Annotated in this window: 11 protein-coding genes; 5 read left to right on the plus strand and 6 right to left on the minus strand. The window is 53.2% G+C overall.

The window, feature by feature from the left end; genetic code table 11:
• Positions 1-106 precede the first annotated feature (106 nt).
• From OHL22_RS12495 to OHL22_RS12510, 4 genes are all read right to left on the minus strand, one after another.
• The gene (locus OHL22_RS12495; RefSeq protein WP_263337654.1) at positions 107-700 is read right to left on the minus strand and encodes an NUDIX domain-containing protein; all 594 of its coding nucleotides are present in this window, start codon (positions 698-700) and stop codon (positions 107-109) included.
• Positions 697-1,764 (minus strand): glycosyltransferase family 2 protein, encoded by a 1,068-nt coding sequence (locus tag OHL22_RS12500; protein WP_263337656.1) that lies wholly within the window; start codon positions 1,762-1,764, stop codon positions 697-699. Before OHL22_RS12500 ends, OHL22_RS12495 begins: the two co-directional genes overlap by 4 nt.
• Entirely contained in the window at positions 1,764-2,375 is a 612-nt protein-coding gene (locus tag OHL22_RS12505; RefSeq protein WP_263337659.1) for an acyltransferase, read from the minus strand. The genes OHL22_RS12500 and OHL22_RS12505 overlap by 1 nt, the downstream gene beginning before the upstream one ends.
• A gap of 235 nt (positions 2,376-2,610) precedes the next feature.
• Positions 2,611-3,882 (minus strand): glycosyltransferase family 4 protein, encoded by a 1,272-nt coding sequence (locus OHL22_RS12510; protein WP_263337661.1) that lies wholly within the window; start codon positions 3,880-3,882, stop codon positions 2,611-2,613.
• A 615-nt stretch (positions 3,883-4,497) separates the two neighbouring features.
• On the opposite strand from OHL22_RS12510, the gene OHL22_RS12515 reads away from it, so the two are divergent.
• On the plus strand, positions 4,498-5,682 hold the full coding sequence (locus tag OHL22_RS12515) for a WecB/TagA/CpsF family glycosyltransferase (RefSeq protein ID WP_263337664.1): 1,185 nt from the start codon (positions 4,498-4,500) through the stop codon (positions 5,680-5,682).
• A gap of 120 nt (positions 5,683-5,802) precedes the next feature.
• Positions 5,803-6,273, plus strand: a complete 471-nt coding sequence (locus OHL22_RS12520) for a hypothetical protein (RefSeq protein ID WP_263337667.1) — start codon at positions 5,803-5,805, stop codon at positions 6,271-6,273.
• A gap of 66 nt (positions 6,274-6,339) precedes the next feature.
• Here OHL22_RS12520 and OHL22_RS12525 read toward each other — a convergent pair whose 3' ends face one another.
• A complete protein-coding gene (locus OHL22_RS12525) occupies positions 6,340-8,328 on the minus strand; it encodes a S9 family peptidase (protein ID WP_263337672.1) in 1,989 nt (662 codons plus the stop codon).
• Between the two features lie 849 nt (positions 8,329-9,177).
• Between OHL22_RS12525 and OHL22_RS12530 the strand changes: the two genes are divergently transcribed.
• Positions 9,178-15,435, plus strand: coding sequence for a chitobiase/beta-hexosaminidase C-terminal domain-containing protein (locus tag OHL22_RS12530; RefSeq protein ID WP_263337675.1), 6,258 nt, complete (start codon positions 9,178-9,180; stop codon positions 15,433-15,435).
• A gap of 95 nt (positions 15,436-15,530) precedes the next feature.
• Here OHL22_RS12530 and OHL22_RS12535 read toward each other — a convergent pair whose 3' ends face one another.
• Positions 15,531-16,625, minus strand: coding sequence for a glycosyltransferase family 4 protein (locus OHL22_RS12535; protein ID WP_263337678.1), 1,095 nt, complete (start codon positions 16,623-16,625; stop codon positions 15,531-15,533).
• Between the two features lie 242 nt (positions 16,626-16,867).
• Here OHL22_RS12535 and OHL22_RS12540 point away from each other — a divergent pair, with 242 nt between their 5' ends.
• Both OHL22_RS12540 and OHL22_RS12545 read left to right on the plus strand, forming a co-directional pair.
• Positions 16,868-18,196, plus strand: a complete 1,329-nt coding sequence (locus tag OHL22_RS12540; RefSeq protein ID WP_263337681.1) for an O-antigen ligase family protein — start codon at positions 16,868-16,870, stop codon at positions 18,194-18,196.
• A gap of 1,012 nt (positions 18,197-19,208) precedes the next feature.
• Complete coding sequence (locus OHL22_RS12545; RefSeq protein ID WP_263337683.1) at positions 19,209-24,131, plus strand: chitobiase/beta-hexosaminidase C-terminal domain-containing protein; 4,923 nt, start codon at positions 19,209-19,211, stop codon at positions 24,129-24,131.
• Positions 24,132-24,231 lie beyond the last annotated feature (100 nt).

The raw sequence follows: 24,231 nt of genomic DNA on the forward strand, positions 1-24,231 counted from the left end.
CGCAGACGGCTCCACTCTTCGGATGCAATTCGGAACGACTTGGTGTCAACGAATAGCGTTGGTTTGAATCGTGCTCCAAGCCGGTCGGGCCGCACTCAGTTTATCGTTACTGCCGGGCCTTCCAGAGCAAATAAAGGCCCCACGCCGCCAGCGTACAGACATCGCGGATTGTTCCATCCAGCATCCGTTCCTCGAATTCACGCACCGTCATCGAGTGAACGACCAGATCATGCTCCTCAGGATCGGGATCTTTTTCTGTCTGGCTTAAACCAGTCGCGAGATAGACATGCTGCTTTTGCCGGGCAAAGCCGTAGGCAATCCATGTCCAGCCGAGATAGACCATCTTTTCAGCATGCAAACCAAGCTCTTCCTTCAACTCCCCGCGAGCCAGTTCCTCTGGATCAACATCATCCATCTCCCAGCCACCCTGTGGCAGTTCGAGACAGCGCTCCTGCACTGTATAGCGAAACTGCTCCACCAACCAGACCCGGCCACCCTCCACGTCGAAATCGATCGGAATGATAACTGCACAGTCCTGCTTATCGATAACGCTGTAGATGCCTGGCCGGCCGTTGGAGCGCAGAATTTCATCCTCCCGCAACGAAAGCCACGGGTTGCGGTAGACGACACGGGTGGAGAGCGTCGTGATGCTGTGCGGTTGTTTGTTGTCTTCGGAATCAGAGGAATTTGGAAGATTCATGGACGATTGGCCTGTGGCTGTTCCGGTGACTGCTCCTGCATCGTACCCGATACATCCTTATATTCCATCAATGTCTTGTTTCGATTCATCAGAAATTGGATCTGTCCACTCAAAATCGGGATCTGTTGCAGGTGAGAGTGCAAACCATACAGGAATAAAGTCCGCGCCGATGTACTCTTCCAACGGCTCTGCCACGCCGTACGCACAGCCAGCACCAGGAGCAAAAGAATCCAGAGCGCAAAAGGAAACAAGGAAGCCCACACAAAACATGCCGCGATAGCAAGCAGTGGAGACAGTATCCAGAACAAGCCTCGCAGCCTGTTTCCGCGCGCATCGCTTGACCAGAACGGATCGCTCGTATGCCGGAAACGCGACGACACCGCCGCGTAAGCGTAACCAGCCCGTTGGGATCTCCGCCAGTATTGGCGGAATCGCGTAATAGCCAGATCATGCAGGGTCATTGGATGATCGATGTGCTGGATACGCCATCCAGCCTTGCGCATTCTTCGGCACATCTCGGGCTCTTCGCCAGCAATCAGCGTGTCGTCATAGCCTCCTGTCGCATCGAGAGCAGCACGCCTGATCAGTACGTCTCCGCCGCAAAATGGGGTTTCTCCTGGACGATAGACCCAATCGAGATCAAGCACCCTTACGTACACAGATGAGCAAGGAGATGCTTCGCGCCGATGCCCCCAAACGGCTGCATTCGCTGCATCCTTGTTCATCTCTGCCAGTGCCGAGAGTGGGAAATCCGCATTGAGGATCGTATCTCCGTCGAGAAATAGCACCAGCTCACCTGTTGCCGATCGCCAACCCAGATTACGCGCGCGCGCCGCTGTAAAAGCGCCGGGCGGAAGCGTAAGCACCGTCGCCCCCAGATCGGCCGCCATCGCAGGACTGCCATCGGTAGAGGCTGAATCGACATAGAGAATCTCCGACGGCTTCCAACTCTGGATGGACTGCGCAGAAACAATACAACGCCTCAGACGCTCTCCTTCATTCCGTCCGATGATGACGACCGAAAGAGTGGGATACAAATTGGGCTGAAGTTGCGATGCAGTCATCACCGCATCTCCGAAAGAACTTCCGCTCTTCGCCGGATCGGAACAGCCGGAACGCCTGCAACCACCGCCCCAGCCGGCACATCCCGGGTCACTACCGCATTCGCTCCGATAGTTGCGCCATCGCCGATTGTGATGCCGCTTAATACAGCAACACCTCTGCCAATCCAGACCTCTTTACCGATAGAAATTGGCTTCGCATAATGGTCCGAGCCGCGCAACGTCATCCCTTCTTCGCGGGTATGATTAGCATCTCGGATGCTTGTGTACTCACCAATCATCGTGCCTTTCCCGATCGCTATTCCTGCGTACGCCACCAGATGAACTCCGGTCGAAAGCACGACTCCATCACCGATGCTGATTTCGCCGCTTTCCCAAGTCTCCCAATATTGTTGCGGATAAATCAACAACCCGTTGCCGCATCGTACCCGTCCTGATCCATAGACCTGTGCTTGGCCCAGAATTACCACTGTCGATGGCAAAGGATAGGCCAGAGATGCACGCAACGCGGCAAAAGCCCGCAGTCGTTGCCAATAGTCGATCGGTTTTGCCAATACTCTGTGAACGGCCACAAATGGGGCCGCCAGAGTGTCTTTCAATAGGCCAGAGGCCATGCTGGATTCCTCGGCGAATGTTTTGCCTGAAGGTGAGGGCGGCGTTCAACGGAAGCAGCGTTGCCTGCCTCAACCATCATTCAGCTTTCCAAATTTTTAAGCGCCTGTACATCACTCGTTTGGCGCACTACAAAATCCATGGCTTTAAATCTGCATAATTGCCATTTTGAAACCGCGATACTCTACGCTATCGCGAAATGGAGACACCCAATCATCCTGTCTTGGACAGCTTGCATCAGATCCTGCCTCCCAACCGCCGCCTCCACACTGCGGCCAGCTTCTCAAGATTCGCGTTAAGGTTATATTCCTTTTCTATCGTATGGCGGGCTTCTCGACCAAGTAAGGCCCTGAAGTCTGGATTCTCTGTAAGGTTCTGCAGCGCATCGCTCAGTGCATCGACATTGGCCGGGAAAACGAGCCGGCCATTGCTTCCATCGCCTATCAACTCAGGAATGGCCGCGATTGTCGTACTTACACAAGGAATCCCCAACGCCATCGCTTCCATAAGAGCTACAGGCAACCCCTCGGCAAAACTGGCCAGCACAAAAACATCTGCCTTTGCGACCTCATCCAGCGTTGAACCGTGATCCATCGCTCCTGCAAATTGAACACGATCAGCGATACCGCGGTCATTTATAAGGCTCTGGAGGGCTGCCCGCTCCGGGCCATCGCCGATTAGCACCACGGAATAATACACTCCATTCTGAGCCAACCGGGATAAGGACTCAATAAAGATTCGATGCCCCTTCGCGGCAACAAGCCGCCCTGTGCAAACGAACCGTATCTCTCTTGGCTCATCAGCCTTAAGGAAATGCTCCAGAGGCTTGAGTTGGTCACAATCCACTCCCAATCGAACAATCTCGGTTCGGCTGTCATCGATCTGAGGAGCAATACGAATCACCTGACTCCTGCAAAAATCGCTAATGCAGATAACAAAAGCGGTAGACTCGATCTTCTGCCGCAGATAGAACTTCTCCTGATCGAAAAACTCGTCCGGGCCATGCAGTGTGAGCGACCATGGAATGCGCCACGCATGAGCGGTAATCATGCCCACCGTTGCCACCGCGCCTCCAAAATGCACATGCAGATGCGAAAGACCTCGACGGCGCATCCAATCCCCAACCAGAAGCGCCTCTGCCAAATAAAACAATGCATACGCGCGGGCCAGGAGGTCCCAGCCACCCATCGCCAGCGCAAAACCGAGTCCGCGAAATAAAACCAGAGGATTTCGAAACGCGATCATAAACAGACGCGTCAAGGCCTTAGCCGCACTGTCTGGTTTTACGTAAAAAGTCTTCTCCGCTTCTGCGGCTTCGACCTTCGGCAATCGATCTTTGGGGCGATCCGGCAGATTGATGGATGCAACCTCAATCGCGATACCTCGATCGCGCAATCCAAGAATCTCTTTCAGGAAAAACGTATGCGAAATGGCCGGGTATCGGCTCAGAAGATAGGCTATCCTCGGCGCCTGTGAAGCAGCATCTGTTGTCTGACGTGGATTTTCCAAGATGCCTTCAGTATAGGCGGTACTCGATCGGCTTGACGTTGGTAATCAACGGGTAATCCCAATGATTGAAAAGACTACACGAATCGTATTACGTCCGATTATTTTCAAGCGCCGCGTGCATGAAACGGACGTGGATGCAGATGTATTCCCAAAGCGCTGCTTACGTTAAAGCATCTTCGCCGAAATCAGCGAGTATTAACAACAATCATTCGATGTCTGAACTGAGAAACTTGTGAACCCCCGGATGCTAATCACATGAAGAGAACTGCGATACGCTCGATTGATTCAGGCCCAGCATGTTCCTTTCAGAATTTGCGATTTGATCCATAGGACGAATTAGCCAATCTCACCTGTCTAGCCACGTCCATTAAGTAACCCTCCTAATGTATTACTGCAGCAGCATTTTTGTGGTACCGAATGGTTACAGCCACCTCGGAAAATCGCCCACCATTGCGCCATTGTTTTAGCAATCATCTGACTATACCTTTGAGAAGACATCAGACGTCCCGCTGGATTCAGAACACATACACATCAGGATGTGAGTAGCGGGAGTATGTAAAAAACCTAGCCCAGAGCAACGCAAACGACGTTGCCAACACCATTAGGCAGGACAATATGAGCACGGAATTGCAACACTCTGTAGCAGTTTTGGGATTGCCCTTGGCGAATGTGACAGCAGACGAAGCTGTCGAAAGAATCGAGCAGTTAATTCTTTCCGGTGGAAGCCATCAGGTCGCCACCGCCAATCTGGATTTCTGGGGCAACTCATTGGGAGACGTTGATCTGCACCGCATACTTGCGGGGTGCAGCCTCGTGGTCGCCGATGGCATGCCGCTTGTGTGGATTTCGCGGCTGCTGGGCAAGCCCCTCAAAGAGCGCGTGTCGGGGGTCGATTTGGTTCCCATGCTTGCCGAGCTTTCAGCGCGCAAGGGTTACGGAATTTATCTGCTGGGCGGCCGTCCGGATGTTGCCGCCCGCGCCAGCGAAACACTCAAACAGATGTATCCCGGCGTGAATATTGTGGGGCATCATGCTCCTCCGGTTGCCGATCTGGAGCGAATGGACCACGGCGATACGCTGGAGCGCATCCGCGCGGCAAAGCCGGATATTCTGCTGGTTGCGTTTGGTAACCCCAAGCAGGAAAAATGGATTAGGATGCACTCGCGTCGTCTCGGAGTACCAGTCTCCATTGGTATCGGTGGCAGCATGGACATTCTGATTGGCGCTGTGAAACGTGCTCCAAGCTGGATGCGACGAAGCGGCCTTGAATGGCTTGGGCGAACCATCCAGGAACCGGGCCGGTTGATGCCTCGTTACGCCCGCAACTTCGGTGGACTGGCAGTGAGGCTTCCAGGAGCCTTGCTAGCAGGCTTACTCCAATCCCCTCGTCAGTCGGTTTCCGAAGTGCAACGGACCGAGGATCGAGGAGTTGTTCATCTGCACGTTCGCGGCAAGCTAGGCGCAACTGTGACCGCAACAATTGATCGCACGGTTACGGAATGCGTCGTCAATGGCAACCTGCTTGTTGTACATCTCAAGAAGTTGACCTTTGCCGGACCGGAAGGACTGGGCGCCTTGCTCGACGCAAGGCAGCGCATGCTCGCATCGGGACTTTCTGTAACTCTCGCAGGTGTACCGCTGCGATTCAGAATTTTGATGTCGGCCTGGTGCCTCGAACCGCTATTTGATGAGTTCCGCATACCCGCCAAAGGCTTTGCCGATGCAGACCGCACGCAGGAAGTACGCTTTGCAAGGTTTTCCGGTAAAGATCCGCGAATCCCTGCGGAGAGCGAAAGTTAATCAATCGCAAGCGCTTTTCAAGACAATCAGGCAAGCACGTGGAAGAGCGCTTGTTCATTGACACCTATACAGTGAAAGCTCAGACTCAGACTAGCCGCGAAGCCAAAGATTCTGGCATCCGTGTCTGGCTATATGCTCATCATGAAAATCAATTTATTAAAATCGGTGCTTCTGTTGTCGGCGCTAAACCTAAGCGCCACCATCCTCGCCCAATCGCCTAAGCCTAAGTGTCCGGTCGCACTTGGCAGGGTAGAGGTCAGCTACCGGCATGATGGCGGAGAATCCAAGCCCCAACTGCAACTCAGTTTTCAAAATGAGAGCGGCAAGCCGGTCTCAAACGTAGTGTTTAAGCTTATGCTTCTCGATTCGGGCGGGTACCCACGTGAATATGCGCACGAGTTTATCTACAACGCTGTTCTAGAACCTGGCAAAACTAAAATAGGTACCTGGAAGCTCGATCCGGAATCGGTTGATATTCATCGCACCGGCGCTTCCGCACTGGTGGAAAAATTAACATATTCGGACGACACCACGTGGGCCGACGATGGCTCTGAGTCGTGTTCGGTCACAATGGATTATCATCCCCGATAGGCTGCCACAGCCGTTGATCTATCCGCTTCTGACGGTACGAACTTTCCCAGCAAGCTCCAACTACCGCTACAAATTTGATAAAAAGAAATCGGTGAGCCGTTCAAAAAGCACGCGTCGCGATTGCCTATCGTCAAAGAGACTCTTTCGATCAGCAAAAAGAAGAATGTCGACGTACTTGCCTTGGTCGAGCATTTCATCCTCAAGCTGCAGTGCGTTCTCGTTATGGACTTTTTCATCAAGTGTCGCCTGTGCGAGCAGAAGCTTGCCGCTTATATTCTTGGCGTTCTCCGTTGGCGATGACGCAAGCCAACCATCCTGATTGCGCGTTGGATCCTCGATGTATTTCTCCGTAAAAATTGCGTCGTACAGATGCCAGTCCGTAACTGCGGAGCCGGCAAAGGCCGCCTTGAATAACAATGGACGGTCGAGCATTCCGTGAATTGCAAGAAAACCGCCATAGCCCCATCCGCACAGGCCAATTCGCCCCTTGTCCACCCAGGGCTGCGCACTTAAATAGAGGAAGCCATCTCTTACATCGGCCATCTCTGCGCTCGAAAAGCGCAAATGAATCGGCTCTTCGAAAAGATGGCCGCGCCCGCCGGAGCCGCGGTTATCCAATGCATAGATGACGTATCCTTTCTGCGCCATGAGAGCAAGCCACATCACCTTATCTCCGCCCCATGCGTCAGCAGCAATTTGCTCTCCCGGGCCTCCCGCAACATAAAAGATCACTGGATATTTTCTTGAGGGATCAAAATTGGCGGGCTTCATCATCCACGCATTGAGCTCAACACCCATGTGAGTCTTTTGCGTAATAAACTCCATATTCTGCAAAGGCGCAGCGATATTGCTGTTGGGTTCGACTTCCGCGATCTGCCACTTCTCAGAGCCATCGGTACCGAGAGCCTGAATTCTCGGTGCCGACAAATGGCTTGACCAGGTATCAACAAAGAAGTCTCGCGCAGGAGACAGCATGGGCTCATGCGTCCCATGGTCATGGGTGATTCTCTCGAAACCCGTGCCGTCCAGCTTTACTCGATCCAGTTGCCGCTCACGCGAGCCTGACTCAGTCGACGTAAAGTAAACAACGCCCTCTGTCTCATCGATACCTGCCACAGACGTGACTGCCCAATTTCCGTGGGTAAGTTGCGCAATCGGGTGTCCTGACACATCGTATAGATACAGATGGCGGTAATTATCGCGCTCGCTTAACCAGAGGAATCGCTTCGAATCACTCAAAAACCGCAGATCATTGGAGAGATTGATCCAATAGGCATCCGTCTCGGCCACAATGGTTCGAGCTTGGCCTGTACGCGGGTTTGCCAGCAGCAGTTCCAGCTTCTTCTGGTCCCGGCTCAATCGCTCTATCGCCAGTTGCTTCCCATCCGGCAACCATTGAACCCTCGCCAGGTAACTGGCATCGCCGGTACCCAGTTCTATCGGCACTCGTTTTCCCGTTGCGATTGACTGAACAATGAGCCTCACAGATGGAATAGCGCCACCAGGCTTCGGATATGGAATTGACCCTTCTTCACCAGAAGAAGGTCGCAACACGTACTTCGCAACCTTGGAATCGTCGGTTTCGAGCCACGCAATCGATCTCGAATCCGGAGACCACCAGTAAGCGGAACTCAATCCCAACTCGTTGCGATAGGACCAATCGGGTTCGCCCTTCAAATGATCCTCAGTACCCTCACCTGCTGGATTCGATTCCCTTCGCGTCGTCGTATCCACGAATTGAATGGCATGATCGCGAATGAAGCTGACGGTATGTCCATCCGGGCTGAGTTGCGAATCACTGATGAAGGACTCACCCGTGACCAGAACAGTGGCCTTATGGGTTGGCAAATCAAACCAAACGATAGAAAAGTGCGAGGTCAAAATGAGAGCATCGCCAGATTTCGACCATAAGAGGCTTTGGAGTTGCCCTCGCAAGGCAATTTCTTCCTCTTCTACAAATGGTCCGGTCTTAATTTCGCTCCGGAAGCCAGTCCTCACCTCATCGTCCGTCACGAGCACGGATTTTTCGCCGTTTGCGGCAAGATAGGAATCCACTTCCGCGCCTAGTTCGGGCCGTTGCCCCTTTACGCGGCTTCGAACTCTCCGTATACATGCCAGAACTTTCCCATCCGGTCGCCAAACGAACGCGTGCGGCAAAGCGTTTATCTGTTCCCGCTCCTCGGCCACCGCAGGAATGGTGATCACGTTGGGTGTCGACTGTGCATACATCGAGAAAGCCAGCGGCGCAAGCGGGAATACTGCACAGCTCCAAATCAAGCCTCGCAGGAATTGTTTACAGATGTTCATCAAGGAATGTCACCGCTCTGGTCAACGAGATCATATGCTGCACTTTTATAGTGAACCGGTGCATGGAGCTTCTCGTGATTCGTACGAAAAGCCCGTTACATCGAACACAACCCCACTATAGTGTTGTAGAAAAGCACAAGGGCACTCCCAAATTGTCACCATCGGTTGTTACGAACGGGCGATGTGCGAGATTGCATCGCCAGTTTACCTTATCGGAAGATAGCGCCATTCTCTCGTTCAGCATGCAGGACCTGGTGTGAGAACGTCGGCGGATGCGTAGTTCGAACCGGTGGAGTTCAGTCTCATATTTGTTCGTCTTCACCGAATCTTCGAATGTCGTTTCCGCCCCGGGGTTCATTCCGTGAGCATGGCAAGCGGTAACTGGGTTCTGCGGTAAACTCTGGGACTCTCCGGTCTGATTCTGTGCCTTGACCGGGCCGTAAATAGATTTTTGCGCTCTATCACGGCTTTATAGACATGAACAGGACGTAATTGCAGCACTGCCGCTGGGATGCTGATTTTCTGCCGCAATATGACATGGCCAGCGACTGGGGAACTATGACGAAATTGGCAAGTAACCTTCGAGGAAGATCAAGAATGCGAAACAGGTTTGTCTTTGCAGCAATTTTGGCGTGGATGGGATTTGCGGTTGCAAACGCCCAAGTAAACGTAACCACTTGGCGTTACGACAACGGCCGTACGGGGCAAAACCTGAATGAAACCATTCTTAACCCCAGTGATGTAAACACAAGCCAGTTTGGTCTGCTTTTTTCTCATGCAGTAGACGGGTATGTCTATGCGGAACCGCTGTATCTTGCAAACGTCAGCATCGGCGGACAGACTCATAACGTCGTTTACGTTGCGACAGAAAACGACAGTGTTTACGCATTCGATGCAGACACAAATGGCGGCGCGAATGCGAATCCGCTATGGTTTGCTTCGATGCTTTCGGCTGCGCACGGTGCTGCTGCAGGAGCCACTACGATTTCCTCAAACACGGTCGGCACCGACATCATCCCTCAAGTCGGCATCACCGGTACTCCGGTGATAGATCCGACAAGCGGAACTCTTTATGTAGTAAGCGCGACAGCTGAGGGTAGCGGCTATGTTCAGCGTCTACATGCGCTTGATGTCACGACTGGCGCGGAGAAATTCGGTGGCCCGGTTGTGATCACCGCAACTGTTTCAGGAACCGGCAATGGCAGCTCAGGTGGATCACTCACGTTTGACAATCTCTGGCAGAATCAGCGGCCTGGCCTTTTGCTGCAAAATGGAATTGTTTATATCGGTTTCGCATCCCACGGAGACAACGGGCCCTGGCACGGATGGATCTTTGGCTATAACGCCGCGACGCTGCAACAAACCGGCGTCTTTTGCACCTCGCCCAACGGTGTAGGCGCTGGCGTGTGGATGGCCGGCGGGGGCCTGGCGGCCGAAATTAACGATCCTGTAAATCATCCTTATGGCCGGATGTTCATTCCAACCGGTAACGGCGACTACACCGCAACGAAGCCGTATTCGTCTTCGATGGATTACGGCGACAGCGTTCTGAATCTTGATCTCACCAACGGCGTTCCTACTGTAACGGATGAGTTCACTCCTTACAATCAGGCGAACATGGACGCCTATGACGAAGATCTGGCTTCTGGCGGCATCATGCTTGCTCCGACCCAAACCACCGGCAGCTATCCCAACCTTCTGGTGCAGACGGGCAAAACCGGCACGGTCTACCTGCTCAACCGGGAGAATCTGGGAGGCTACAACACGGCCGGCGATCAGGTTGTCCAGGAAATGAATTACACAGTCGGCGTAAACGGAGCCTGGAGCTCGGCCGCTTACTGGAACGGCACAGTGTATTACTGGGGCACCAATGACACACTAAAGGCCTTTCCGTTGGTCAAGGGCCAATTGACCGGACCTACCGCTGTATCGAGTGAAACCTACGGATACCCCGGAGCCAATCCAGTCGTCTCTGCAAACGGCACCACGCAGGGTATTGTGTGGTCACTCGAAACAGACGCTTACAACACCAGTGGACCAGCGGTGCTCCAGGCTCACAGTGCCAGCAATGCAGCGACAACGCTCTACTCAAGCGCCACCAACTCCACTCGAGATAACCCAGGCAATGCCGTAAAATTTGCGGTTCCGACCGTGGTGAATGGCAAAGTTTATGTCGGCACACAAACTCAAATCAGCACTTACGGGTTGCTCAACGGAGCTTCGCTTACAGCGACACCTGTCTTGAGTCCTGGAACAGAGTCTTTCTCGGGAACATTGAGTGTAAGCATTACCGATTCGACTCCCGGAGCAACCATCTATTACACGACCAACGGGGCGACTCCAACTACGTCATCCACGGTCTATACAGGACCTATTTCTATCTCTGCGACAACCACAATCGAAGCTATAGCCAGCGCCAGTGGGTATCTGCAGAGCGAACCGGTTTCAGCTACCTACACAAATGCCGCTCAGGTCAGCGCACCGACGTTCAGCCCCGCTGCAGGCAGCTATACGCCGCCCATCTCTGTTACGCTGAGCGACTTCACGACTGGAGCAACCATTTACTACACCACGGACGGATCTACTCCAACCACATCGTCCACCAAATACACAGGCGCGTTCACGCTCAGCTCCACAACCACCGTGAATGCGATCGCCGTCGCATCAGGCTACACAACCAGCAATGTTTCCAGCGCAACCTATACGCTCGTAACAGGCCAGACCGGCATCAACTTCCCAACAGGTTTCGCGAGCACAGCTGGCATCGTCGATCTGAATGGAAGTACTCAACTGAACGACTCTCGCCTGCAGTTGACGAGCGGCGCCCAGGGACAGGCTGGTTCTGCATGGTACTACCAGCCCGTTAACGTTCAATCCTTTACTACAAATTTCCACTTCCAGCTCTCAAACCCTGCAGGCGACGGCATTACTTTCACGATCCAGAACAATAACATCTATTCTCTTGGCTACAGCGGAGCTGGACTCGGATATCAATCCATCCCAAACAGCGTTGCTATCAAATTTGACCTGTACAACAATGCGGGAGAAGGCAACGATTCGACCGGCTTATATACAGATGGCGCAAGCCCGACCGTTCCTGCGATCGACCTCACCAATACCGGCATCGATCTGCATAGTGACGACACCATTGAGGTGACACTCTCGTACAACGGAACCATCCTCTCGATGTATCTCGACGATATGGTTACCGGAGCCTCCTATTCGACCAGTTGGACGGTAAACATACCGTCAATCGTTGGCGGAAATACTGCCTATGTCGGCTTCACAGGCGGCACGGGTGGCCTGGTATCCAGTCAAAAGATCTTGTCCTGGAGCTACAACACAGGCGATACCTCGCTTCCTCTCACAACGTCTCCGTTGTTCAGCCCTCCAGCCGGCAACTATAGCACCGCGCAGACAGTTTCGATGTCAACCTCATCGAGCGGAGCTACTATCTACTACACGACCAATGGTTCCACGCCTACGACCTCTTCGACTGTTTATTCGTCGCCAATTACGGTCAACGGCCAGGAGACTGTGGAAGCGATTGCCGTGGCTCCAGGCTATTCAGCAAGTGCTCCCAACGTCGCCGCCTACAGTGTCGCTCCTGTACTCCCGGCGCCAACCCTTTCACCTACACCAGGAACCTACACAGCCGCACAGACAGTAACAATCTCCGACTCAACCGCAGGCGCGTCGTTCTACTACACGACAGACGGAACTACACCGACAACGGCTTCAACGCTGTATACCGGCCCGATCACAATTTCCGCGAGCACAACACTGGAAGCAATTGCAGCGGAATCCGGCTACAACAACAGCCCGGTGACGAGCGGTAGTTATGTTATCGCCGCCGTTCTGCCCACACCAACATTCTCACCGGCAGGCGGAAGTTACAGCAGTTCCCAGTCAGTAACCATTGCAGACGCGACTGCTGGAACGATTATTTACTACACAACAAACGGAACCACGCCTACCACATCTTCCAGTGTTTACTCGGCGCCCATCACCGTCAGTTCCAACGAAACGCTAGAAGCGATTGCTGTGGAGTCCGGCTATACCACCAGCGCGGTGGCCACAGCCAGCTATACAATCGGTTCCGGCCAGACGACCTATATCAATTATCCAAGCGGCGGTTTCACCGCTCAGCAACTCTCGTTGAACTATGGTGCCGCAGTCAATAGCGGAGTGCTGAACGTGACAGATGGGGGCACCAACGAAAATCGTTCTGCCTGGTTTACAAACCTTGTTCCAGTTCAGAGCTTTATCACCGACTTCACCTTCCAGCAAACCAACGCGACTGCCGACGGCATGACGTTCGCCATCCAGGGCAATAACATCTGGTCTCTCGGGTATTCCGGAGGAGGATTGGGATACCAAGGTATTCCTAACAGTGTCGCGGTCAAATTTGATCTCTACAGCAATGCGGGCGAGGGCCCCGATTCCACTGGGCTCTACACCGATGGCGCTTCTCCAACGGTACCTGCCATTGATCTAAGCTCAACTGGCATTAACTTCCATAGTGGCGACATTATGCACGCCCATATCGTCTACGATGGAACAAATCTCGCTCTCACTATTACGGATACCGTGACCAACGCCACCGTAACCGAGGTCTTCCCGGTCAATATTCCGAGCTTGGTGGGAAGCAACGCGGCCTATGTTGGCTTCACCGGCGGAACAGGCGGTTCCTCAGCTACGCAAAATGTTCTTTCATGGAGTTTCGTCAGCCCGGCCGGCAGCTTTGCCGCAGCGCCTGTATTCAGCGTCGCAGGTGGAACGTATACCTCGGCACAAACCGTCTCCATCAGCGACACAACGAGTGGAGCAACGATCTACTACACCACCAACGGAACCGCGCCAACCACGTCGTCCTCGGTCTACTCAAGCCCCATCACTGTAAGTTCAAGTGAAACGCTGCAAGCCATGGCGGCAGCATCTGGCGACCAGAACAGCCCCGTCACTTCGGCAAGCTACACGATCGCTCCTGCACTGCCCGCTCCAACATTCTCGGTCGCCGCGGGCACCTATACCTCGGCTCAATCAGTCTCCATCAGCGACGCGACGAGCGGAGCCACCATCTACTACACCACTAACGGAACTACACCAACCACTTCCTCCGCCGTATACTCCGGGGCTATCACGGTGAGCGCTTCAGAAACCCTTGAAGCTATCGCTGTCGAATCCGGCTATACCAATAGCACCGTTGCCATTGCGGCGTATACCATTACTCCAACTTTGCCGACGCCAACATTCTCGGTTGCCGCAGGCACCTATACCTCGGCTCAGTCGGTCACCATCAGCGACGCAACCAGCGGAACCACCATCTACTACACCACCAACGGAACCACGCCGACCACGTCGTCTAGCGTATACTCCGCAGCCATCACAGTCAGCGCTTCAGAAACACTCGAAGCCATCGCCGTGAAGTCCGGGTATACAAACAGCGCCGTCGCCTCGGCTGCGTACACAATCACACCGACGCTGCCCACACCAACCTTCTCGCCTGCGGCAGGAACCTACACCGCGGCACAGACAGTCACGATCAGCGACGCAACCAGCGGAACTACCATCTACTACACCACCAACGGAACTACGCCAACCACGTCGTCTAGCGTGTACTCCGCAGCCATAACGGTAAGCGCTTCAGAGACACTCGAAGCTATCGCCGTGAAGTCCGGATACACAAACAGCGCTGTCGCCACTGCGGCGTACACCATAAATACAACCTTGCCGACGCCCACTTTCTCGGTTGCCGCAGGCACCTATACCTCGGCCCAATCGGTCACCATCAGCGACGCAACCAGCGGAATCACCATCTACTACACCACCAACGGAACTACACCGACCACGTCATCTACTGTCTACTCCGCACCCATCACGGTCAGCGCTTCAGAAACACTCGAAGCCATCGCCGTGAAGTCTGGATACACAAACAGTGTTGTCGCCTCTGCGGCGTACACCATAAATACAACCTTACCGACGCCCACTTTCTCGGTTGCCGCAGGCACCTATACCTCGGCTCAGTCGGTCACCATTAGCGACGCAACCGCGGGAACCACCATCTACTACACAACCAACGGAACCACGCCGACCACGTCGTCCACCGTCTACTCCGCAGCCATCACGGTCAGCGCGTCGGAGACTCTCGAGGCTATCGCGGTGAAGTCCGGATACACAAACAGTGCCGTTGCGATTGCCGCATACACAATCTCTTCCGGCAGCACTTCCTACATCAACTATGCAAGCGGTGGGTTTAATTCAAGCTTGCTGTCGTTCAACTATGGCGCCACCGTCACCAATGGCTTGTTGCAACTGACTGATGGCGGATCAAATGAAAACCGCACTGCATGGTTCAACACACCAGTTCCCGTGCAAAGCTTCACGACCGATTTCACCTTCCAGCAGCTGAACGCCACTGCAGACGGCATGACGTTCACAATCCAAGGCAACAATGTATGGGCCCTTGGATATTCCGGCAGTGGCCTCGGCTATCAAGGCATTTCCAATAGCGTCGCCGTCAAGTTCGACCTTTATAACAACGCCGGTGAGGGTAACGATTCTACTGGACTCTACACAGGCGGAGCTTCGCCAACGGTTCCCTCCACAGATCTCAGCTCAACGGGCGTTAATCTCCATAGCGAAGACATTATGCACGCGCACATCACCTACAACGGCACAAACCTCACACTGGTGTTGACAGACACAGTAACGAACGCTTCGGTAACGGAGGTCTATCCGGTGAACATCCCATCTGCTGTAGGTGGCAACACAGCCTATGTCGGATTCACTGGAGGCACTGGTGGACTCTCGGCGACACAGAATGTTCTTACCTGGAGCTACACCGCCCCGTAGGATACGATTCAACATCCTTTGCTCCAAAATGAAAGGCTGCTCTCTATTGTCAGAGCAGCCTTTCATTTTCTGAGGGCGCACAGTGAACAGACGTCTTATTTTTTACCAGAATCCGGCTCGATTTTCATGACCCGCTCGAACTCGCTGACAGCGGCGTCCCAGGTAAACCGCTGGATGTTCTGACGCCCATTGTCGGCAATTCTTATCCGTAAGCTATTGTCTTGCATCAGCGTCTTGATCGCATTCGCCAGGGACTCCGCATCCTGCACCGGTACCAGCAACGCAGTCTCATCCGGAGAACAAAATTCGCGGTGCCCTCCTATGTCAGTGGCTACAACAGCGGCTCCAGACATCATCGCCTCGCATGGCGGCAGCCCCCAGCCCTCGCTATGGCTTGGGGCTACAAAAATTGCCGCTCGATTATAGATTCGGCGCAACGCTGCCTGAGCGGGGGTTCGATGATATTCGACCCAGTCGGGCAGATTGTCGGGGCGTGGTTCGATACCAAAGGTCTCTACTTGTAAATCCGGATATTGTTCCTTGACCTTCGCTAAAGCGGCAAGCCCATCATAAGAACCCTTCCAGGACAAACTATGGCTGAACATCATGGCGACCCTTGTCGGAATTCGATTCTCGATGGGCTCATCGCATCCGAAACGGCTGAAATCGAGCCCGTTTGGGATGTAATGACACTGTTCCCCTAATTCACGCGCAATATCGGCAAGCCAGCGTGCGATGACGATCTTTTCAAGAGGAGCGGTCCAGGTGGCCATCACTTCCTTATCCGATCCGAGCCAGGTTTCGAGGTGCTGGATCAAATAAAGCTTCTTGCCCGGCAAACCAATCATTGATGCGAGGCGATTTGCCGTGGTCCACCAGGTTGCCACGTACACATCTGCTTTCGGCAGGAACTGCTCGATGAGAGTAGGAATCCAAGACAACTTTACTAAAGGATTAAACTTGAACCACTGATGCGGCTTCCACTTGCCAGACAGCGCAAAACCGAGCCACCGAAACGGTCTGAGCCGGTCTGAGATTCCTCGTTTTGCCCCTGCAAGGTACATATGCGCCACGTGAACTACAGTAACGTCATGGCCTCGCGCTGCTAATCGATTGGCGTATTCATAAACGATCTTGAAACCACCAATCGGGAAACTCCCTTCCTGAGGAAGAAGGAAAACGAGCTTCATGCGATATCCCGCGTCGAGCAGTAATGCAACTTCAAAATCCCTGAGCTCCTCTCAACATCTTCGCCCAATAAGTCCACACCCAGAGCCTATCCTGCATCGGGATGCTCATTGCTGGATGGATTCATGGGCCTAAAGTAGCACCAATTGGGGATACATGCTACTGCCGCCGGACTCTCCGGATCAGCTACCCTGAAATAATGAGTATACTGTTCCTCCTCCCAGGACTCATCTCACTGATTCTCGTGCTTCGCGGCAAGATTGAGACTGCGTTTCTGTCGGTATATCTCCCGTTACTGCTATTGACTCCTGATGGGTACTACTGCCGTTTGCCACATCTTCCGCCCATCTCAGCGGCACAGGCAGCCTTGATCCCGCTCGGCATAGCCGCGCTGTTTCGAAGACGTCCCAAAGGATTTCCAAACTTCCTGGATCTTCTCATTCTGCTGTTCCTGATCTCCACCAGCATCAGTGAAGTACTGAAGGAAAACATCCTGAACGATGGCATTTTCAGCGCCATAATGACGTGCGTTTCGATTGGTCTCACCTATGTGGTTGGCCGCAACGTTGCGGATTCGGATCTCCGCCTGGTCACAATCAAACGAATCACTATCTTATTGTTGCTGTTGGGGCCCGTCGGTCTAATCGAATGGCGCTTGGGACAAAACATCTATGGTGTACTTGGGATGAAGCTTTTTGGCGTAGGGACCGTTCATCCTCAAGTTCAGATACGAGCAGGACATGGAAGAATGTCAGGATCTTTTAATGATGCGGAATTGGCTGGCATCGCGTTCGCGTTAGGCGCGGTCTTGAATGTATGCCTTTTCTACTGGCGCAAGTGGAGCCCGGCAAGCACGCAAATATTGGGAAAACGGTTCTCGTGGATGGAGAAATACCACATTCCCGGATTGGTTCTGCTCCTCTATATTTATCTCTCTCAATCGCGCGGCCCAATGATTGCTGTAGCTGCCGGATACCTCATCGTTCAAATTCCGAGATTCAAGAATAAACGAACAGCCATGATACTGGTCGCACTCATTTTATGTGTTGGCGGTATCGCTGCATTCACGTATTTCAAAAGCTATACAAATGTTTCCAGCAGCGCCGATGTCAAGAATGAGCAACAGGGCAGTGCATTGTATCGCCGGCGCATGAACGAGCTCTACGTCCCGATTGTCAAGCAAGGAGGCATGTTTGGCTGGAGCATGCTCAGTCGCCCGATTCTCCCGAGCATGGCGTCCATCGACAATGAATTCTTATTGGTCCACATCGCTTATGGCGATGCGGGCTATGTACTTCTAATATTGATAGTCGCAGAATCTTTGCGACGCACTATCAAGCGTTGTTGGACCGCACGCGATAATCTTGACCAGGCTTTTGCCTTCTCACTACTCGCAGCACTTTCGGTGCTTTGGGTATCCCTCACCACCGTGTATATGGGAGAGCAAATACCTCAACTCGCGTTTCTCCTGATCGGTTGGACGCGCCTCTCTGCAGCTCCTTCTGCTCTCCAGGTAGCTGGCGACAAAGAGACAGAAAACGCACGCTTCTCTTTTCAGCGTGTCTTTCAATAACGCGTCTGGAACATCAAAGATTATTCCCGTTCCCGCGGCTGTTTCCGTTTGCTTCGTCCATCGATGCAACGAATATCCACCACGGCATATCTCTGTTTACCCATTTGTGCTGGAGCCAGCCACTTCCTCCAGCAGGTTGCCAGGCGCTCTTCAGCCGAATTTACTGCCTCCTAAGTGGCAGACCCATCGTCATAAAGCGATTGATTAATTTTCTAAGTTGACAATCCCTTCTATTGCACACACGAGGGGGGATATGGTGTCATATGTTCATAAAGCATATCTAGAGCTTGGGCGTTGATCCTTTGATACTCGGCAACCCGAGAACCTTTGCCGACTCTATCGAATCGGGCTTGATGTCTTTGCTCAGAATGTGCAGCGAGAGCTGACTGGTTGGGTGAATTTTTAACCTGACTACTTGCAATACTCTCTTCCCGCCTTGGCATCAGCAATCCATTGAAATTGCAGACCGATCAACTGCTGCTACATCGGTCCCTAGGAGTGTGTTTGCAATCTTGGTGCCACCTGTCTCGCCGCAGCAGCTTAATAATGACCAACGGAAGCATGGAGAAGTCCGCAATTGAACGCAGTAACCTGACATTTCGCCTTTATTTTGCCTCTAATCGACTTTCCAGTTCAATAACGGAACAATTAGCCATCATTTTTTGGATTCGTCAAGATTTTTTGACACTTAGGTACCTTTGATGTGATTCCCTTGGTATAGTTACCTAAGTATCCAAAATATGACACTTCAGTTGTAGTCCAGCTGCATGCTGCCGATTCAATCAGTACAAACCAACAGGGTCGAATGACTTCAGCGTTGGAACGTACGAGTCGGCAATTCTTTGATTAACTTGTTGCCCCATAAGCACTTGATTGGCATTCAAAGACGCCTAACGGTCTGATCGTCAACCGCGGCGTTCAAAGATTTGTGTGCCGGAATATTTTGCTGCATTGATGACTTTGGTTTGAAAGGTAACTTGCCGTGCATGCGGCTGTTTTTAGGAGAGTTTTTATGAGGAAATTTTTATCTGGTCTGGCGGCTTTTATTGCTGTACTCGCCATTCATAATTCCGCTTTACCTGTCGCGGCCCAGACGTTGACTCTCAACGATGGTGCTATTGTTCAGCCATCTACCAGCCGCGTCGGCGTCAACATCGGCACAGTTGATTATTGGGATAATGGCCAGATTCTAAAGAATCTGGTTGGCTCCACCAATCCAGGCATGGAGCCACTACAGAACCGGCAGATCTGGGCTCTCACGAGCTCAGGAACGACGACGACATTTACAGTTCCTGACGTTTATGACACAGTTCCGGCAAACTACTGGACCGGAGCATCGTTCACCGTTGTAGAGTCGCAGAATGGCGGAGCTGAGCTTGGTTGCTCAGGAACAATCATCTCAAATACCGGTCCGAACTACCCGGCAAGCAGCGTGACAACCTGGGTTTCGCCCACAATCACTGCAGCTACTCCATGCAGCGCTCCGTTTCAGGTCGGCGACATTATCGTCCTCAGCAAAATAACGTTCCCCACGCCAGAATCGTGGTGGGAATCAGGTGGTCACGGCGGCTTGTCGGGCTCAGTTTCCGGCGGCGGACAATTACTGTCGGATACGACCGATCTTTGTTCCACCTGCGGCACTCAGGCCTTGAACATGAATGCCGCAGCATCCGGCTCGGCGGCTGGCGCCTCCTGGTACTTCGATAGCGAATCTACAGATAACATCTTCGTCCTGATGAACGGTACCTATCAGATATCGTTCTGGGCCAAGGCAGCCTCAGGCACTCCAAAACTAGTCGTCTCTGCAAGCCGCCAATCGTCCAACGGCTTTAACTGTGGTTCATATACTCCCACTTTGACATCAACCTGGACACAATACACGTGGACGTGCACGGCATCGGAAACTTCCTCTACCACACCAGCAGCAGGGGGCCTCTCCTTCACAGCAACAGCCGGTTCGGTTTATCTGGATAACGTCAGCTTTGAAAAAACGTCAGGCAATCCTAACAACACAACTGCTCTTCGAGATGAAGTAGTCCAGACTCTTCAGACCTTTTACGGTCCCTCCAATGAAAACAATCCCGGAACACTGCGCTACTGGGTCAACCAGAATGCGGAGTCGATCAGCAACTGGACCCAGCCCGACTACGCGCACATGCCCACCAGCGGCGGCACCGGATATTTCGTCGGCCCAGGTGGCGCTGGCTCTGAAAACCTCTCCCTTGAAGACTATCTCGTCATCTGCAAGTATCTGAATGCCTCTCCCTACCTCGAGGTTCCCGTAACACTCTCCACTTCCGAAGCCGCCAGCTTGATCGAGTTTCTGGCAGGTCCGTCCAACTCAACTTACGGTGCGAAGCGCGCCGCTCTTGGACAGATCAATCCCTGGACAGACGAGTTCAGCGTCATCCATCTCTCTTTCTGCAACGAGTGCTGGAACGCCTCATCCTTCATCGGTCAGGGGCTACCGGATCGCTCCACCTCCCCAAACTCCGAGTACTACTATGACTACAGCGTCCGCGCACGCGACATCTTCGCAGCGATGCGTGGCGATGCTTATTACTCTGCCTCTTCCTTCGATCTCGTCCTCAATGCCCAGACCGCAGTGAACTACAGCGCGGACACTGCGATTGCTCGCGCCCATCCAGACTCTATCGAACTTGAAGATTACACCTATGGAGCCGTCAGCTCTTTCGCGACCGACGCCGCATTATGGCAGCCAGCCATGGTTGATCCGTGGGAAAAGGTCACGAACCCATCTGACATTCGCAACTTCTACCAGTCGGTTCACGATTATCAATCGCAGAATACCTGCGGTGCTACAGGCACAAGCAAGTGCAAGGTCAATATCTATGAGTGGGGCCAAGGAACGGTAAGCGGCTCGATTGACCAGCAGCACATGGACTACATCAATGCTGGCGGCGGAGAAGCGGCCGTTATGGCATTGCAACCACTGCTCAATATGCAGTATTACGGCATCGGGCCACAGTCTTTCTTCGCCCTGGGAGAATTCAGGAACCCGGTAGGCAACAATATGACGGCGAAGCTTTGGGGCAACGTCGTCGATATGGGTGGCGCGACAAACAACGCACGTCCCACTTTCCTCGGAGTACAGCTGATCAACCAATCCATCATTGGTCCCATGTACTCGTGCTCGATCAACAATAACGTTACCTACAATTTTGCGGGATCTCCAAATGGAGTGGCGGCAATGCCCGCAATGACGAACGTTCCTTATCTCTATGCATTCTGCTTCGAGAACGGAACATCTCGCTCATTGGTTCTGATCAACACTGACCTGACTAACAGCCACAGCATTAGCTTCACCGGTTCCAACGTGCCTACAGGCGCGGTGACTCAGCGTCAGATCGCGCCCTCCAGCCTGGATACGATGAACGAAACCTCGACAGGCACTGTTACGACGCAAGCGCCAGCTACCGTATCGATTGAAACATCTTCACTTTCGAGCCCCACATCCATCACCCTGCCACCGCATTCGGCAACGGCGCTGGACTATACGGCCGGTGGCGCCGCTGCTACAGCAATGCCCACATTCAGTCCCGCTGCCGGTACATATGCCACAACCCAGTCGGTAACAATCACCGATACAACATCGGGAGCCTCCGTTTACTACACAACGGATGGCTCAACGCCAACGGCTTCATCGCATCTTTACAGTGGCGCCATCACTGTCAGTGCAAATGAGACCCTCAACGCAATCGCCATTGCTTCCGGCTCATCGAGCAGCGCGGTGTCCTCGGCCAGTTACGTTATCGCGCCTCAACTCGCCACTCCGGCCTTTTCGGTCGCTGGCGGCACCTATGCGACAACGCAGACTGTATCGATCAGTGAAGCCACTTCTGGAAGTACGATTTACTACACGACCAATGGAACTGTACCTACCACATCTTCGACGGTCTATAGCGGTCCAACCACGATCGGTGCCACGGAAACCATCGAGGCCCTGGCGGTTAAATCCGGTTACACAAACAGCACAGTAGCCGTAGCGGCATACACGATCGCCGCGGAGTTACCCACCCCTGTCTTCTCGATTGCGCCAGGTACTTACACCTCGTCGAAGCAACTCGCTATTTCCGATTCCGCCTCCGGAGCCAACATCTATTACACGACCAACGGTTCGACGCCGACGGCCTCCTCAACCTTCTATGGCGGACCTCTATGGCTCTCATCTAACACCAGCATCAAGGCCATCGCGATCAAGTCCGGTTCGACCAGCAGTGCTGTCCTCTCCGGCACCTTCACGATTGCGCCAGTGTTGCCGACACCAACCTTTTCACCACACCCTGGTATCTACACGTCAGTTCAAACTGTATCGATTGCTGAATCCGTTGCTGGCTCAACGATCTACTACACCACCAACGGCGCAACGCCCACTACTTCCTCTCAGAAGTACACAGGATCGTTCACTGTCGGAACAACCGAAACGGTTCAAGCGATAGCTGTCGCTACCAACTACACTAACAGCGCTGTGGGTTCGTCGGCGTACACGATCAACCTACCGAACACAACCGCAGCGCCAGCGTTCAGTGTTGCCGGCGGCACATACGCAAGTACGCAGTCGGTAACGATCTCGGATGCTACCTCTGGAGCAGCGATCTACTACACCACCAATGGCACAACGCCAACAACATCGTCGGCCAAATACTCTGGAGCGATCTCTGTCAGCGCTTCCGAAACCCTCGAAGCGATTGCAGTCAAATCAGGTTACGCAAATAGTCCCGTAACATCAGCGGTGTACACGATCGGCAAGGTTCTGTCGACTCCAACCTTTTCGCCGGCGACTGGTACCTATTCCTCTGCACAAGGCGTCACCATCTCTGACGCCACGGCGGGAGCGACGATTTACTACACCACCAACGGCACTGGCCCGACGACCTCCTCTGCAATCTACACTTCGCCTATCACTGTGAGCGCCACAGAGACCATCAAGGCAATTGCCGTCGAAAAAGGAATGACCACCAGCACCGAAGGCCAGGCGACATTCACGATCAATCTATCTAACACAACCACGGCGCCAGTATTCAGTGTTGGCGGCGGAACCTACACAAACGCACAGTCTGTAACGATCTCGGATGCTTCCTCTGGAGCGACCATCTACTACACCACCAATGGATCGACGCCCACCACGTCGTCCACCAAGTATTCCGGTGCAATCTCAGTGAGCGCTTCCGAAACCCTGGAAGCCATCGCAATCGAATCCGGATACACCAATAGCCCTGTGACTTCGGCTACATATGTGATCTCAGCGGTCACAACCACGGCGACACCGACTGGAACGACTTACGTCAACTTTGCAAGCAATGCCATTAGTGCCAGCCAACTCAGTCTGAACAACGGTGCCGCAGTGACCAATGGAGCACTGGTATTGACAGATGGCGGCACTGTCGAACAGCGCACAGCTTTCTATCCAAAAGCAGTGCCGGTCAATTCCTTTACCAATGACTTCACGTTCAAGCTTTTAAATGCAAAAGCAAACGGATTTACCTTTACCATCCAGAATTCCTCAAAGGGCAAATGGGCTGTTGGTTATTCCGGAAGCGGCTTGGGGTATCAAGGCATTGGCGCCAGCATGGCCGTAACGTTCGATATCTTTGACCAGGTCGGCTCCGGCACAGACTCATTTGGCGTTGCGCAATGGGGTGATGCTCCAACCTCAAGCAGTGGCATCGATCTGAGCACGACCAATCTCAATCTGAAGAGCGGCGACCTGATAAAAGCTCATGTCGTATACAGCAACTCGACGCTTACCGTAACCCTCACCGACACGGTGACAGGAGCAAGCGTGTCGGACTCCTTCAGCATCGACATACCTTCTGTGATTGGCTCTACAACAGCGTATATCGGATTTACCGGCGCCACCGGCGCTCTGACAGCAACACAGGAAGTACTGAGCTGGACTTACACCGGTCAGTAGACCGGCAAAGAGAATCTGAAACAGGGGCGGAAACCTTAGTGGCTTCCGCCCTTTTTGTTGTTTTGCATTGACTCTTCGACGGCAAATCGCCACCGGCAGC

This window comes from Acidicapsa dinghuensis, from assembly GCF_025685685.1.
Lineage (GTDB): Bacteria > Acidobacteriota > Terriglobia > Terriglobales > Acidobacteriaceae > Acidicapsa > Acidicapsa dinghuensis.

Bases quoted from the DNA above. Each gene is read 5' to 3' on its own strand.
- OHL22_RS12500 (WP_263337656.1), bottom strand. From the start codon at position 1,764: ATGACTGCATCGCAACTTCAGCCCAATTTGTATCCCACTCTTTCGGTC.
- OHL22_RS12545 (WP_263337683.1), top strand. From the start codon at position 19,209: ATGAGGAAATTTTTATCTGGTCTGGCGGCTTTTATTGCTGTACTCGCC.
- OHL22_RS12530 (WP_263337675.1), top strand. From the start codon at position 9,178: ATGCGAAACAGGTTTGTCTTTGCAGCAATTTTGGCGTGGATGGGATTT.
- OHL22_RS12495 (WP_263337654.1), bottom strand. From the start codon at position 700: ATGAATCTTCCAAATTCCTCTGATTCCGAAGACAACAAACAACCGCAC.
- OHL22_RS12515 (WP_263337664.1), top strand. From the start codon at position 4,498: ATGAGCACGGAATTGCAACACTCTGTAGCAGTTTTGGGATTGCCCTTG.
- OHL22_RS12505 (WP_263337659.1), bottom strand. From the start codon at position 2,375: ATGGCCTCTGGCCTATTGAAAGACACTCTGGCGGCCCCATTTGTGGCC.
- OHL22_RS12535 (WP_263337678.1), bottom strand. From the start codon at position 16,625: ATGAAGCTCGTTTTCCTTCTTCCTCAGGAAGGGAGTTTCCCGATTGGT.